Raw genomic sequence first — 12,953 nt, 5'->3', positions numbered from 1 at the left:
GCTATGTTCAAATTTATAAAAGGCCATATGGAGACAATAGCGGGGGTAGAAGTCTACCCCATCATCTCCCTTCTCATCTTCTTTATATTCTTTGTATTGCTATTCTGGTGGGTTTTGACTGCCAATAAGGAATACATAAAAGGTATGGAAGAAATTCCTCTCGAATCTGAAAACGAACAAACACTATGAGAAATCTAATTCCTGCCTGGTTACGGGTAACCGCAATCTTTTTAGTAATAATCGGCTTAACTGAATATTTTATTGATTCCGGAAAAAACCTGGCTATTATTGAAAACCCCATCCTTCAGGTGGTGCTGTTGGTAGCCTTGTTATTCCTGATTTCTGCTGAAGTAATTGTTTCTGCGATTGAAAATACCATGTTCAAAACTCTTTCCGAAGAAGCGAAAGAGAATTACATGAGAGCCGAACAGGCAAAAGCCGAAAAATACAACCTGAAAAAAATAATGAGAAAATGGTCTGGCACCCGGCCGTTATCTGAAGAAAGAGACCTGGAACTGGACCACAATTACGATGGAATTAAGGAGTTGGACAATACGCTCCCGCCCTGGTGGCTTTACTCCTTCTATGCTACAATAATTTTTGCAGGTGCCTATATGGCCTGGTATCATGTTTTTGATGGAATAACTCAGGAGCAAGAGTATCAAATGGAAATGGCAGAGGCCAACATCCAGATCGAAGAATACAAAAAAACTGCACCCGATCTTATAGATGCAAATACTGTAGAACTTCTCACCTAAGCCAGGAAGATGTAGATGCAGGAAAAAGCATTTATGTAGCCAATTGTGCAGCGTGCCATAAAGTAGATGCCGGGGGAGGTATAGGTCCAAATCTAACAGATGATTACTGGATATTGGGCGGCGGAATCAAAAATGTCTTCCATACCATTTCTGAAGGAGGCCGTTCCGGGAAAGGAATGATATCATGGAAAACGAATCTAAAGCCAAGAGAAATGGCACAGGTAGCAAGCTATATTCTTAGTCTTCACGGCGCAACTCCTGTAGATGCTAAAGAACCAGAAGGTGAAATATGGATGGACGAGGACGCATTAATTGATGACGTGAATTTCAAAGAAATTGATTCAACTACAATGGAAATAATTATAGAGGACGACCCTATTGACCTGGATCTAAAAACAGAAAAAGAATAACAGGTAATCAAATTACAGGCCTGAATAATTCAGAATAAATTACAGTGAGACCAACAGAGACAGAGGAATATAGAGACAGGATATCTACAGTAGATGCCGAGGGGAAGCGCTCGTGGGTATATCCAAAAAAACCTGAGGGAAGATTTTACGATTACCGAACCGGGTTAACCTACGTCCTTCTCTCCTTCCTTATTTTAAGTCCGTTCATCCACATCAACGGGAATCAGTTTATGATGTTCAATTTTCTTGAAAGGGAATTCAACATTTTCGGCCAGCCGTTCTGGCCCCAGGACTTTTATATTGGAGTGTCGGCAATGATAATTGCAGTGATCTTTATCACTCTTTTTACTGCAGCTTTTGGAAGAATCTTTTGTGGCTGGATATGTCCCCAAACCATTTTTATGGAAATGGTTTTTCGAAAAATAGAATACTGGATAGAAGGAGATCGAGGGGCACAGATAAGGCTTGACAAACAGGAATGGAATACAGAGAAAATTAGGAAAAAAGGTTTAAAATGGTTTATATTTTTTCTCTTCTCCTTTCTTATCGCTAATGTTTTCCTGGCTTATCTTATTGGGAGTAAAAAGCTGCTAAAGTACATTGAGAACGGCCCTGTGGAAAACCTTAGCACCTTTGTCGCCCTCTTATTTTTTACGGGAGTATTTTACTTCGTATTTGCCTGGTTTCGGGAGCAGGTTTGCACTATTGCCTGCCCCTATGGAAGATTACAAAGTGTATTACTTGATAGAAAATCTGTAGTAGTTGCTTACAACCACAAACGCGGGGAAAGAGAAAATGGCCGGGCCAGGTTTAAAAAAAATGAAAACTAAGCAGGAGCTAGGAAAAGGGGATTGCATAGATTGTTTCCAGTGTGTAAATGTATGTCCCACCTAAGCATAGACATCAGGAACGGGACTCAGCTTGAATGCATAAACTGCACCGCCTGTATAGATGCCTGTGATGCGATCATGGAGAAAGTAGATCTTCCAAAAGGTCTAATTGGATTTTATTCTGAAGAAAATATCGAGAAAGAGGAGAAATTTACTTTTGATAACAGGATGAAAGGCTTCTCTGCAATTCTGTTTGTGTTAGTGGGATTACTCGTGGGCATGATGTTCCTTCGAACAGATGTTGAAGCCACTGTTTTAAGATTACCTGGACAGCTATATGAGGAACAGGCAAATAACGAGATAAGTAACGTTTATACGTTTAAACTGATTAACAAAACCACTGATGATTTTAACCAGGTACATTTCGAGCTGCTTTCTCATAAGGGAACAATACAATCGGTCACCAAAGAAGATATTAATATCCCAGGGAAGGGTTATGCTGAAGGAACCCTGTTTATCAAACTAAATCAGGCAATACTTAAAGGAGAAAAAGAAGACATTGAAATAGGAGTATTTAACGGAGAGGATTTAATAGAAACAACCCGGACTAATTTTATGGGGCCGCGAAGCTTCAGATAAAATAATTAGAACTAATAATTATCGAACTATTTTCTGACTTAAAATCTTCTGAAAAACAGATTAACAAAAGTCACGACGGTTGCAGTACGACTTCAGTGTAAATGATAAATATAATATTCCCGCGGGAGAAATTCACTGGCTAGCGATGAATGAAGTTGGTGTTGTAAATGATCAAGGGTTGAAATACTAAGAGGCTTTATTTGCTTCTACAAACATCTTAAAAATAACAAAATGAAAATTAGCTGGGGAACAGCCATTGTGCTGGCAATAATTAGTTTTATGACCTTTATTCTATACCTGGTCATTTCAATGACAACAGATAAGAATTTTAATCACGACCTGGTCACAGAGGAATATTATAAACAAGAGCTGTCTTTTCAGGGAAAGCTGGACCGTGAAACGAATTCCCTAAACCTTCTCTCGAATATTAAGGCTTCTGTAGAAAACGAAGGTGTGGTAATATATTTTCCCGAAAATTTAAATTATGAGGATGTGAAGGGATCTATTTTTCTCTACAGGCCCTCAGACAAGGAACTGGATTTTACCATTCCTATTGAGCTAACTGCCCATCAGGTTTTAATTCCTGCAAAATTCCTGAAAGAAGGACGCTGGAATATTGAGATCGATTGGTCATACCTGGGGGAATCCTACTATTTCAAAAAAGAATTTACATACTAAAAATGCTTTACACCGCTTTTATATTAGGCTTGCTCGGCAGTTTCCACTGTATAGGAATGTGTGGGCCTATTGCTTTTATGCTTCCGGTTTCACGGGATAATAAGCTAAAGAAGTTTTTTCAAATTTTTCTGTACCATGGTGGGAGGCTTCTGGCCTACAGTACCATTGGGCTTGTTTTTGGCGTGGTGGGCAAAAGCCTGAATCTCTTTGGAATGCAGCAACAACTTTCAATTTTTATTGGGATTTTAATGATCCTGGTGATCCTGATACCTGCAGCAAAATTTAATAAATATAATTTCTCCCGGCCTATAAACAGGTTCATTGGAAAAATAAAGTTTTCTATGGGTGCAGCATTTAAAAAGAAAACCCCGGATACTTTTTTTACTATTGGTTTTTTAAATGGGCTTTTACCTTGTGGGCTTGTATACATGGCAGTATTTGGTGCGGTTGCTACAGGAAGTATTTTGAGCGGAAGTGCATATATGCTGTTGTTTGGCCTGGGAACAATGCCCTTAATGACTACAGCGGTTTATTTCAGCAACCTCTTAAGTAACAGCTTACGGCTGAAGATGAGAAAACTTGTACCTGTTTTTATAATCATTATAGGCAGTCTTTTTATCTTACGAGGTCTTGGTTTGGGAATACCCTATGTCTCACCTCAACCTGTAAACCAGCAGGTTACAGCTACTTTAAATTGTCATTAATAAACTTATTAAAAATTAGTTGAAGCCCCACCCGGGGCTTATTTTTTGTCTATTTCTGAATGCAAACGTTGTAGTTGTCATCTTCTGAAAAGCCGCAGCGGTAAAGGTTTTCAGAATCTTTTGAAAACATTCCAAAACCTGATACTCGTCATAATTTATCCTGCATTCCTGGTGCAACTTTGTATCAAATTAAAAAGGTAAATCATGAAAACTCTAAAGAACATTAAACTGGTAGTAGGAACTGTACTAATGATGGTGGTAACTGCTCAATTTTCTATAGCCCAAACTTATAATCTAAATAATACAGCTTCCACTTTAAAAGTAGAAGGAACCTCTAACGTTCACGACTGGGAAGTAGTGGCAAAAGACCAAAAAGGGAAACTTGTGGCAGAGTTTGCCGATGGTCAACTGGTAAAGATCAGCCAACTGGAATTTGCAGTACAGGCTGAAAGCTTAAAGAGTGGAAAATCCGGGATGGATAAGAATACTTACAAAGCTTTGAAGACAGATAGTAACAAAGACATCACTTACAAGCTGAACAAGGTAAACAATATAGACTGTGTCACTGCCGGAAGCTGTAAAGTAACCACCAGCGGAACTCTCACTATAGCCGGAACATCAAAACCTGTAGAGATCACTTTTGACGCTAAAGTAACAGGAGACAAAGTAACCCTTACCGGAAGCAAAAGCTTAAAAATGACTGAATTCAAGGTAGATCCTCCAACAGCGATGTTTGGTACCATTACTACCGGGGACCAGGTCAACATAAAATTTCAATCAACATTTTCTAAATAAAACTATCCACAACAACAATTAATTCTATCACAATGAAAACCTCAGTTAAATATTTAAGCATCGCACTTCTGGCACTAGTTGGTTTACAAGCCCAGGCACAACAACGCGACCTTGAGAACTACAGACTTCCTGACCAACGTGGGATCAACCAGTTTGAAGCTCCAAAAGATACTACCGATACTTTTGACGGTGTAAATGTAAGAATGGGAGGAGCCTTTGCTATCCAGTTCCAGGCTCTTGACCACGAAAGTACAGGATCCCCTGTGAACGCAGCCGGAGAACTAGGTGGGACTAATAGAGATTGGGAATAACTTCAACCTTCCTACTGCCAACCTTGACCTTGATGTTGAGCTTTATGATGGGGTGAGAATGCACCTTAGAACTTACCTTTCTTCACGTCACCACCCGGAGCCATACGTAAAAGGCGGGTATATCCAAATAGACAAGCTTGATTTTATAAGCGAAGGCTTTATGCAGCCCCTTATGAATAATATGAGAATTAAGATTGGTCATATGGAGAACAACTATGGTGATATGCACTTTAGAAGAAGTGATAACGCAATGGCACTTTACAATCCCTTCGTTGGAAACCTTATAATGGATGCCTTTACCACCGAAGTTGGTGCAGAAGTGTACTACTTCAACAATGGCCTTATCGCTATGGGTAGTGTAACAAACGGTAAACTTAACCAGGCTGTAAGCAATCCGGATGTAACAGGACCTTCTTACATAGCAAAACTTGGATATGACAACAATGCCGAAGAAGGACTAAGATTCCGCTTAACAGGATCTGTATACCACACCAACAAGAGTGCTAACGCATACCTTTACAGTGCAGACCGTGCAGGATCAAGATACTATCTTGTAATGGAAGCCACAGGAGCAACCCCTGCAGCCAACTTTAGCTCAGGCAGGTTCAACCCGGGCCTAAGAAATGAACTTACCGCCTTTATGGTAAACCCATTCTTAAAGTATGGCGGACTTGAATTCTTTGGAACCTATGAAAGAGCTACCAGTAAAGCAACAGCTGAGCCCGATACAAGAACCTTCAACCAGTATGCAGGTGAGCTTATCTACCGCTTTGGAAATAACGAGAACTTCTATGTAGGTGGTCGTTACAACCTTGTAGACGGAGAGTTAACTGCAGGTAAAGAAGTAGATATCACCCGGTACAATCTAGCAGGTGGATGGTTTATGACAAAGAACATCCTTGCAAAACTTGAATACGTGAACCAGGAGTACAATGGATTTGCCAATACAGATATAAGAAACGGCGGCGGATTCAACGGACTTATGTTTGAAGCAGTAATAAGCTTCTAAAAAGAAAATGTTGATCTAATAAGGAGGGGCAATCGCCCCTCTTTTTAAACTTAATAAGATGAAAAATTTACTGTTATGTTTGCTGGTTTTTTGCCTGGGCTTTACAGGCTTTTCGCAAAATAGTTATGAGAAGAAAACAGTACGAATTTTACCAGACAGTCACCTTAAAATCACAGGTGACACCAATATTAGCAAATTTAAATGCGACTTTAATACTGCTCGTCTTGAACGAACATCTTCTGTAGAATATAAGGTGCACGAAAACCATATAAAGTTTTCCAATGCCACACTAAAACTGGAAAATGAAGGCTTTGACTGCGGAAATAAAGCTATAAATAAAGATTTTCATTCCCTGCTAAAGACGGATAAATACCCCCAAATTTCTCTGGAATTAACCGAAATTCATTTATATAAGGAGAAAAGCGGTAAGGCGTACGTCACAATTACAATAGCAGGAAATAAGAAAGATTATACATTACCTGTTGAAATCTCAAAAAAAGCCTCTGCAGCTAATTATGCAGGAACTTTAAAACTTGACATTCGGGATTTTGATCTTGAACCACCTAAAAAGATGTTTGGTTTAATAGTAATTAAAGATGAGATCGAAATAGATTTTAATCTCGCTGTAAAATTTTTGTAAATATGATCCCCCAGCTAAAAATAGTATCAGCACAGGATGCCGTCTCCCTTGTAAAATCAGGACAACGGATTTTCCTCCAGGGTGCTGCAATGACTCCCAATACATTAATTAATGCCTTGTGTGAGCGTTATGCGGAATTACAGGAAGTTGAATTATTTCAAATTCATACCGAAGGAATAGCGAAGTATACGACTGCCCCCTACAGTGAGGCATTTAAAACTAACAGCTGCTTTGTGGGTGGGAACGTAAGAGAGTCAGTCAATTCAGAATACGGTGCTTATATCCCCATTTTTCTAAGTGAAATTCATTTGTTATTTAGAAAAAACATTCTCCCTATAGATATTGCGTTTATCCAGGTTTCCCCTCCCGATAAGCACGGCTATTGTTCCCTTGGAGTTTCTGTAGACATTACTTTACCTGCAATTCAAACAGCCAAAAAGGTAATTGCGCAGGTCAATCCTAATGTCCCACGTACTCACGGGGATGGGATAATACACGTGAGCAGTATTGATGCAGCCATAGAAGTAAATGAGCCCATTCATTCTACCCATATTAATATCCCTACAGAAATTGAACAACAAATAGGAAAACATGTAGCTGAATTAATTGAAGATGGCGCCACCCTGCAAATGGGAATTGGTGGTATTCCAAATGTAGTTTTAAATAACCTCCTCAACCACAAAAGACTAGGTATCCATACCGAAATGTTTTCCGACGGAATACTGCCTCTGGTGGAAAAAGGAATTATTACAGGGGAAGACAAAAAAGTTAAAACCGGAAAGATCGTTACCTGTTTTGCTGTTGGTTCACCCAAAATGTACAATTTTATAGACGATAACCCCATCGTCCATTTTAAGGAAGCAGCTTATACTAATGACACCGCCATTATAAGACAAAACCCTAAAGTAACGGCAATAAATTCAGCAATAGAAATAGATCTAACGGGACAGGTTTGTGCAGACACAATTGGAAAATATCAATATTCCGGAGTGGGTGGACAAATGGATTTTATTCGGGGTGCCTCTTTATCTGAAGGTGGGAAAGCAATTATAGCTATGCCTTCAGTAACAAATAAAGGAGTATCTAAAATTGTTCCATATTTAAAGGAAGGAGCTAGCGTTACTACAACGAGAGCACACGTTCATTATATAGCTACAGAATACGGAATTGTAGATCTTTATGGTAAAAACCTGAAGCAAAGAGCAAAAGCACTTATTTCCATTGCACATCCCAATCACCGGGAACAGCTGGAACAGGAATTCTATAGCAGATTCCAACAAGTAGTTTAGAAAGAATTTCAAGTGGCAACAATTCCTTAAAATACTGGCAGGTACCAAAGATTTTGAATAAATTGTATGGACAAAATTATAGGCCATGAAAAGTAGTTTTAGTGAAATTATTAATGATGAAAAACTAGGTACTTGTAGATTTCTTTGCAGACTGGTGTGGACCTTGTAAAATGCTTGCTCCAATTTTAAAGGATACAAAAGAAGAGTTGGGTGATGCGGTCAAAATTGTGAAAATTGACGTTGATAAAAATGAAGAGTTAGCGGGAAAATATCAGGTACGTGGAGTGCCAACAATGATCCTGTTCAAGAACGGAAAACAATTATGGAGACAATCCGGCGTGATACAAAAATCTGATCTTGTTCAAATAATAAAATCCCATCAATAAAAATTATGATTCCAGAAAACCTTCTGCTTGATTTTGGTGCTAGAAAAATTGCTTATGGAAAGGGCGACCAGTTATTCAGAGAAGGAGACACAGCAATAAATTATTACCAGGTTGCATCGGGAGAAATTAAAATGAACAACTTTAATCTTGACGGAAAGGAGTTCATTCAGGGAATATTTTCCACAGGACAAAGCTTTGGGGAACCTCCCCTATTTGCTAATGTGAAATATCCTGCTAATGCTGAAGCTATTTCAGACAGCGAAGTTATTCAGCTTCACAAAACAAGTTTCCTCGATTTACTGGCTTCACATCCCGATATTCATCTTAAGATCACCGAGACTTTAGCTAAAAGACTTTTCTACAAAGCCATCATGGCTTCAGAAATTTCCAGCCAGGAACCGGAGCACCGCATTTTAAGAATTCTGGACTATCTCAAGAAATACGTTCACAAAAAAGAAGGAAAATTTACCTTTAAAGTAGACCTCACCCGTCAGCAAATTGCCGATCTCACTAAGCCTGCGGGTAGAGACTGTGATCCGCTCTACAAAAGCTTTGGAGAAAAAAGGTGAAATAAAAATTCAAAACAGGAAGGTCTTCAGGTAATCTGTCCAACATCAATAGATTCAAAATCAAATAGTTAAACCCTGAAAGATTCAGGAGAAATTGCCCGTTTTATGATCCTGATCATATTTCTTCCAGGGCATTGTTTATAGTTTTACAGTAGTAAACAAAAAACAAAAACTATGAAACTTTATAATGCTTTATACAAAGATTTTGATGATCTATTCGTTGGTTCTTCTGCACTTTCCATAATTTTATCCAGTTGTTTAGGATCTGTAGCTGTAATGCTTATTCTTATGAATGGGCACAGTGTGGTTCAAATGGTACAATTATTCTTTGCCGTTGTTGTTTGTATGGGATATAATACCGCAGTACTTGCACAACTTAAACATAAACTTGTTTTTAATTCACTTTTGGTAAGCCTGGCTGTAAGCATTATCTTAATCTTCTGGAATATTATCATCAGGTACTAGAATTATTAGCTGAAATAATGAAAAATGATATACAAAACAGGGGTGATGTTTTCGCCCTTGTTTCTGCTTTTTATACTAAAGTAAGAGAGAACCAGGAAATTGGGCATTTCTTCAATGAAACCATTAAAGACTGGCCAAAGCACCTGGAGCAACTCACGGACTTCTGGGAAACTAACCTTTTTATGGTAAGTAAATTTCGAGGAAATCCGGTGCGGGCACACAAAGAGGTGGACGATAATTTTAATCACAGTATTGAACAAAAACATTTTGGAGAGTGGCTGACCATGTGGTATGCTACTATAGATGACATGTTTGAAGGTGAAAGAGCAAATATTGCAAAGAATCGCGCCCGAAATATGGCTCATAATCTCTTTATGAATATGTATATGAGCAGGACCAAAGAAATAGATTTTTAGTTGCTCAGTTTTTCAATTGATCTACAACAAAAAAATTTCCTGTTCCCTTAAAATTTTAAAATTATAAATCCTGCGTTTTATGATATATATCATAAACTGGCATTTTTAAGATAACAATCTTTGAGGTTTATTTTAAAAAATCAGGATTTATGAATTCCCTTTCTCCACACTCTTTCCATATACCCGTTATGGGATTAGCTTTCACTATAGACTCTCCCATTAAGGTAGCCTGCTATGGTATTAATTCTGCAATTTCTATTATTGAGGATAATCTTATAGAGGTCATGCGGAAGTATTATTATCAGCAGAATAATGAGCCATACGAACCAATAGAAAAAACTGAAGAAAATTACCGCTCGCGCCGGATTACAGATTATTTAAACCTGGTAAACAGGAGTGTGCAGACAAAATTTGAGAAACTGCGCGCATCTGCCTTTGAAACAGGGTCTGAAATCGTGAAGTATTTTGAATTGTTGCCGGAGGAGAGTTTACTAAAGCAACAATATTACCGCTTTACCAATTCTTCTAATACAGAAGAGAAACAGGAACTGGAACAATTCCTACGTTCGAACTTGAGACCCGGAGCGATTGAAGTGAATATTATGACCAAGGTTGATAAAAACAATCTTGATGCTAAGGGAGAAATTATTCCAGATGGATCTGATGCTCTTGGGGCTTTAAAAGCTTATGCCGAGAGTGATCTGGAAAACTCGGCAGTTATCTTTTCTGCAGGTCTAAATCCGCGACTGTACAACTACCTCGAGAATTTCAGGGAATTTGATGCTACCGGATGGGGAGTTTTTAAGAAGAGGGTAATTATAAAAGTAAGTGATTACTAGGTCTGCGCTCATCCAGGGAAAATACCTGGCAAAAAAAGGAATTTGGGTAAGTGAATTCAGAATAGAATCCGGATTAAACTGTGGCGGACATGCTTTTGCTACCCAGGGAATTCTATTGGGACCCATTCTGGAGGAATTCCGCAGTAAAAAGGAAGAACTGGCTGCAGAATTGTTTAATCTTTATAACCCCGCTGTAAAAGCCCGTGGTGAAAAAAAATTTGAGAAACCTCATCCAATAACTATTACTGTTCAGGGTGGTATTGGTAATCCTGAAGAGAATGAACTGCTGCTGAAACACTATCAAATAGACAGAACAGGTTGGGGAACTCCATTTTTGCTGTGCCCAGAAGCCACTACCGTAGATAAAGAAACTATGGATCTGCTGGCTAAAAGTGGAAAAACGGACGTCGTACTGAGTAAATCCTCTCCTCTTGGAGTTCGATTTAATTACCTGAAAGGCACCAGTTCAGAAAAAGAGCGGCTAGAGCGTATTCAAAGAAATAAACCGGGAAGCCCCTGTACAGAAAAGTTTTTAGTCTCCAATACTGAATTTACCAAAGAACCAATCTGCACCGCTTCGTTGAAATATCAAAAGCTGAAGCTTGAGCAACTAGCAGCCTCTAACCTTCCGGAAGCAGAATACCAGAAACAAAAAGACGAACTTCTTGAAAAAGAGTGCCTGTGCGTTGGCCTTAGCAATTCTGCCTCTGTTAAATATAAAGAACCTTTCCTAAAGAAACTTAGTGCCGTCACGATTTGTCCCGGGCCAAATATTGTGAATTTTTCTAAAATTGCGAGTCTGCAGGAAATGACAGATCATATTTATGGAAGAAATTCCCTGCCACTGGATCCTAAACGACCGCATATGTTCATCAGGGAGTTACAACTTTATGTTGAATATTTAAAGGAAGAAATAAAGGATTGTTTTCAACCTACTGCCAAAGAAATAAAGAACTGGATAGTCTTCTGTGATAATTTAATAGCGGGATTGGCTTATTATGAAGCTCTGCAACTCACTACTAACCTTATAAATAACAAACAGGATTTCTTATGTAATCTATTGCTCGCCGGGGAAGAAATTGCAGGAATAAAGCAGTGGCTTGAGAAGCAATAAACCTTTAAACTTGCTGAAGACTTTAAACTTGCTGAAGATGAGATATGACCTGAGTCATACCTCATCTTTTCTTTTACCTTTTTCTTTGCTGAAGAAAAATTTACAAAAATGACTGAAACTATAGATATATCAGGACTGGAAAAAGGTCATCCCGTTGCTATCTATTTTCTTGAAAAAGATATCATTATCGGTTTGTTGCAAGAATTTCAGAATGCAGATCCGGTTTCTGAATATCAGAAATTTTACAACATCTTTAATCAGCTACAGGAAATAGAGCGCATTAGTTTGAACGGAAGGAGAATCAGCTTTTTCCATTTCTTGAAAAGAAAGGTTGGAATGGACCTTCAATGAATATGTGGTCCTTTCATGACACCATAAGAGAACATTTTCGGTTACTGCGGAAGAAGATCGAGTTACGGGAGGTTCATAACCTGGAGCAGGATCGTTCTTACCTCATTAGTAACATTCACCTAGTTATTACTCACTGAGGAACATACTTTATTTCCAAATGCTTTAGACATCCTGTCTGAGAAAGACTGGATGGAAGTTCGAAAGGGCGAAGAAGAGATTGGCTGGATGTTACCTGAAGAACCTGTACAATTTCCCAAAGAAGAGTACATCCACCCTTCCCGGGATTTTACCAAAAGAGAACTGTCTTTTTCAACAGAGAACTCCACGCACTATGATGAGGGTTATATGACTGTGGAGCAGGTAAATTTATTGCTGAAGACAATGCCACTTGACCTTACTTATGTCGACGAAAATGATAAGGTAATTTTTTATAACCGCGGGGAAGAACGGGTATTTCCCAGAAGTGCAGGAATTATCGGGCGGGAGGTAAAATTCTGCCATCCCCCTAAAAGTGTGGGAACGGTTTTAAAGATTCTCGAAGAATTCCGAAAGGGAACAAAAAGTGAATCCTCCTTCTGGATCAATTTTAAAGGCCGTCTTATCTACATCAGGTATTTTGCAGTACGCGACGCTCAAAAGAATTATAAGGGCGTAATTGAAATGTCTCAGGATATAACCGACATTAAGACTATTGAAGGAGAAAAAAGGCTCCTGGATTGGAACTAAAAAATTGCCCCTGGCTTCAGCCAG

At 38.7% G+C, this 12,953-nt stretch carries 15 protein-coding genes and 3 pseudogenes; all 18 read left to right on the top strand.

Features of this window, described 5'->3' with window-relative positions:
* Positions 1–3 precede the first annotated feature (3 nt).
* Positions 4–189: a CcoQ/FixQ family Cbb3-type cytochrome c oxidase assembly chaperone gene (locus LZ575_RS19265; RefSeq protein ID WP_235326615.1), complete on the top strand. Its 186-nt coding sequence runs from the start codon at positions 4–6 to the stop codon at positions 187–189.
* Positions 186–758 (top strand): cbb3-type cytochrome c oxidase N-terminal domain-containing protein, encoded by a 573-nt coding sequence (locus tag LZ575_RS24005; RefSeq protein WP_311195864.1) that lies wholly within the window; start codon positions 186–188, stop codon positions 756–758. The genes LZ575_RS19265 and LZ575_RS24005 overlap by 4 nt, the downstream gene beginning before the upstream one ends.
* Positions 701–1,168, top strand: coding sequence for a c-type cytochrome (locus tag LZ575_RS24000; protein ID WP_311196129.1), 468 nt, complete (start codon positions 701–703; stop codon positions 1,166–1,168). The genes LZ575_RS24005 and LZ575_RS24000 overlap by 58 nt, the downstream gene beginning before the upstream one ends.
* 44 nt (positions 1,169–1,212) lie before the next feature.
* Positions 1,213–2,637: pseudogene (gene ccoG / locus LZ575_RS19255) on the top strand (cytochrome c oxidase accessory protein CcoG).
* A gap of 231 nt (positions 2,638–2,868) precedes the next feature.
* Positions 2,869–3,315 (top strand): FixH family protein, encoded by a 447-nt coding sequence (locus LZ575_RS19250; RefSeq protein WP_235326614.1) that lies wholly within the window; start codon positions 2,869–2,871, stop codon positions 3,313–3,315.
* Between the two features lie 2 nt (positions 3,316–3,317).
* On the top strand, positions 3,318–4,019 hold the full coding sequence (locus LZ575_RS19245) for a sulfite exporter TauE/SafE family protein (RefSeq protein WP_235326612.1): 702 nt from the start codon (positions 3,318–3,320) through the stop codon (positions 4,017–4,019).
* A 204-nt stretch (positions 4,020–4,223) separates the two neighbouring features.
* Positions 4,224–4,814, top strand: coding sequence for a YceI family protein (locus tag LZ575_RS19240; RefSeq protein WP_235326610.1), 591 nt, complete (start codon positions 4,224–4,226; stop codon positions 4,812–4,814).
* A gap of 32 nt (positions 4,815–4,846) precedes the next feature.
* A complete protein-coding gene (locus tag LZ575_RS23995; RefSeq protein ID WP_311195863.1) occupies positions 4,847–5,125 on the top strand; it encodes a hypothetical protein in 279 nt (92 codons plus the stop codon).
* The gene (locus tag LZ575_RS19235; protein WP_311195862.1) at positions 5,100–6,134 is read left to right on the top strand and encodes a hypothetical protein; all 1,035 of its coding nucleotides are present in this window, start codon (positions 5,100–5,102) and stop codon (positions 6,132–6,134) included. The genes LZ575_RS23995 and LZ575_RS19235 overlap by 26 nt, the downstream gene beginning before the upstream one ends.
* 58 nt (positions 6,135–6,192) lie before the next feature.
* The gene (locus LZ575_RS19230) at positions 6,193–6,774 is read left to right on the top strand and encodes a YceI family protein (protein WP_235326608.1); all 582 of its coding nucleotides are present in this window, start codon (positions 6,193–6,195) and stop codon (positions 6,772–6,774) included.
* A gap of 2 nt (positions 6,775–6,776) precedes the next feature.
* Positions 6,777–8,063, top strand: coding sequence for an acetyl-CoA hydrolase/transferase family protein (locus LZ575_RS19225; RefSeq protein WP_235326606.1), 1,287 nt, complete (start codon positions 6,777–6,779; stop codon positions 8,061–8,063).
* Between the two features lie 85 nt (positions 8,064–8,148).
* A pseudogene (gene trxA / locus LZ575_RS19220) lies at positions 8,149–8,449 on the top strand (thioredoxin).
* Positions 8,450–8,454: 5 nt separating this feature from the next.
* Positions 8,455–9,018 carry a Crp/Fnr family transcriptional regulator gene (locus LZ575_RS19215; RefSeq protein WP_311195861.1) on the top strand — a complete coding sequence of 188 codons (564 nt, stop codon included), beginning with the start codon at positions 8,455–8,457 and terminating at the stop codon, positions 9,016–9,018.
* Positions 9,019–9,192: 174 nt separating this feature from the next.
* Entirely contained in the window at positions 9,193–9,483 is a 291-nt protein-coding gene (locus LZ575_RS19210; protein ID WP_235326604.1) for a hypothetical protein, read from the top strand.
* Between the two features lie 17 nt (positions 9,484–9,500).
* Positions 9,501–9,899 carry a group III truncated hemoglobin gene (locus LZ575_RS19205; RefSeq protein ID WP_235326601.1) on the top strand — a complete coding sequence of 133 codons (399 nt, stop codon included), beginning with the start codon at positions 9,501–9,503 and terminating at the stop codon, positions 9,897–9,899.
* Positions 9,900–10,048: 149 nt separating this feature from the next.
* Positions 10,049–10,738: a hypothetical protein gene (locus LZ575_RS19200; RefSeq protein ID WP_235326599.1), complete on the top strand. Its 690-nt coding sequence runs from the start codon at positions 10,049–10,051 to the stop codon at positions 10,736–10,738.
* Positions 10,728–11,852, top strand: a complete 1,125-nt coding sequence (locus LZ575_RS19195) for a hypothetical protein (protein ID WP_235326597.1) — start codon at positions 10,728–10,730, stop codon at positions 11,850–11,852. The genes LZ575_RS19200 and LZ575_RS19195 overlap by 11 nt, the downstream gene beginning before the upstream one ends.
* Before the next feature lie 108 nt (positions 11,853–11,960).
* A pseudogene (locus LZ575_RS19190) lies at positions 11,961–12,929 on the top strand (PAS domain-containing protein).
* Positions 12,930–12,953 lie beyond the last annotated feature (24 nt).

The organism is Antarcticibacterium sp. 1MA-6-2, from assembly GCF_021535135.1.
GTDB lineage: Bacteria > Bacteroidota > Bacteroidia > Flavobacteriales > Flavobacteriaceae > Gillisia.
Note: the sequence above shows the minus strand (reverse complement) of the source record. Positions and strands in the feature narration are given on the sequence as shown.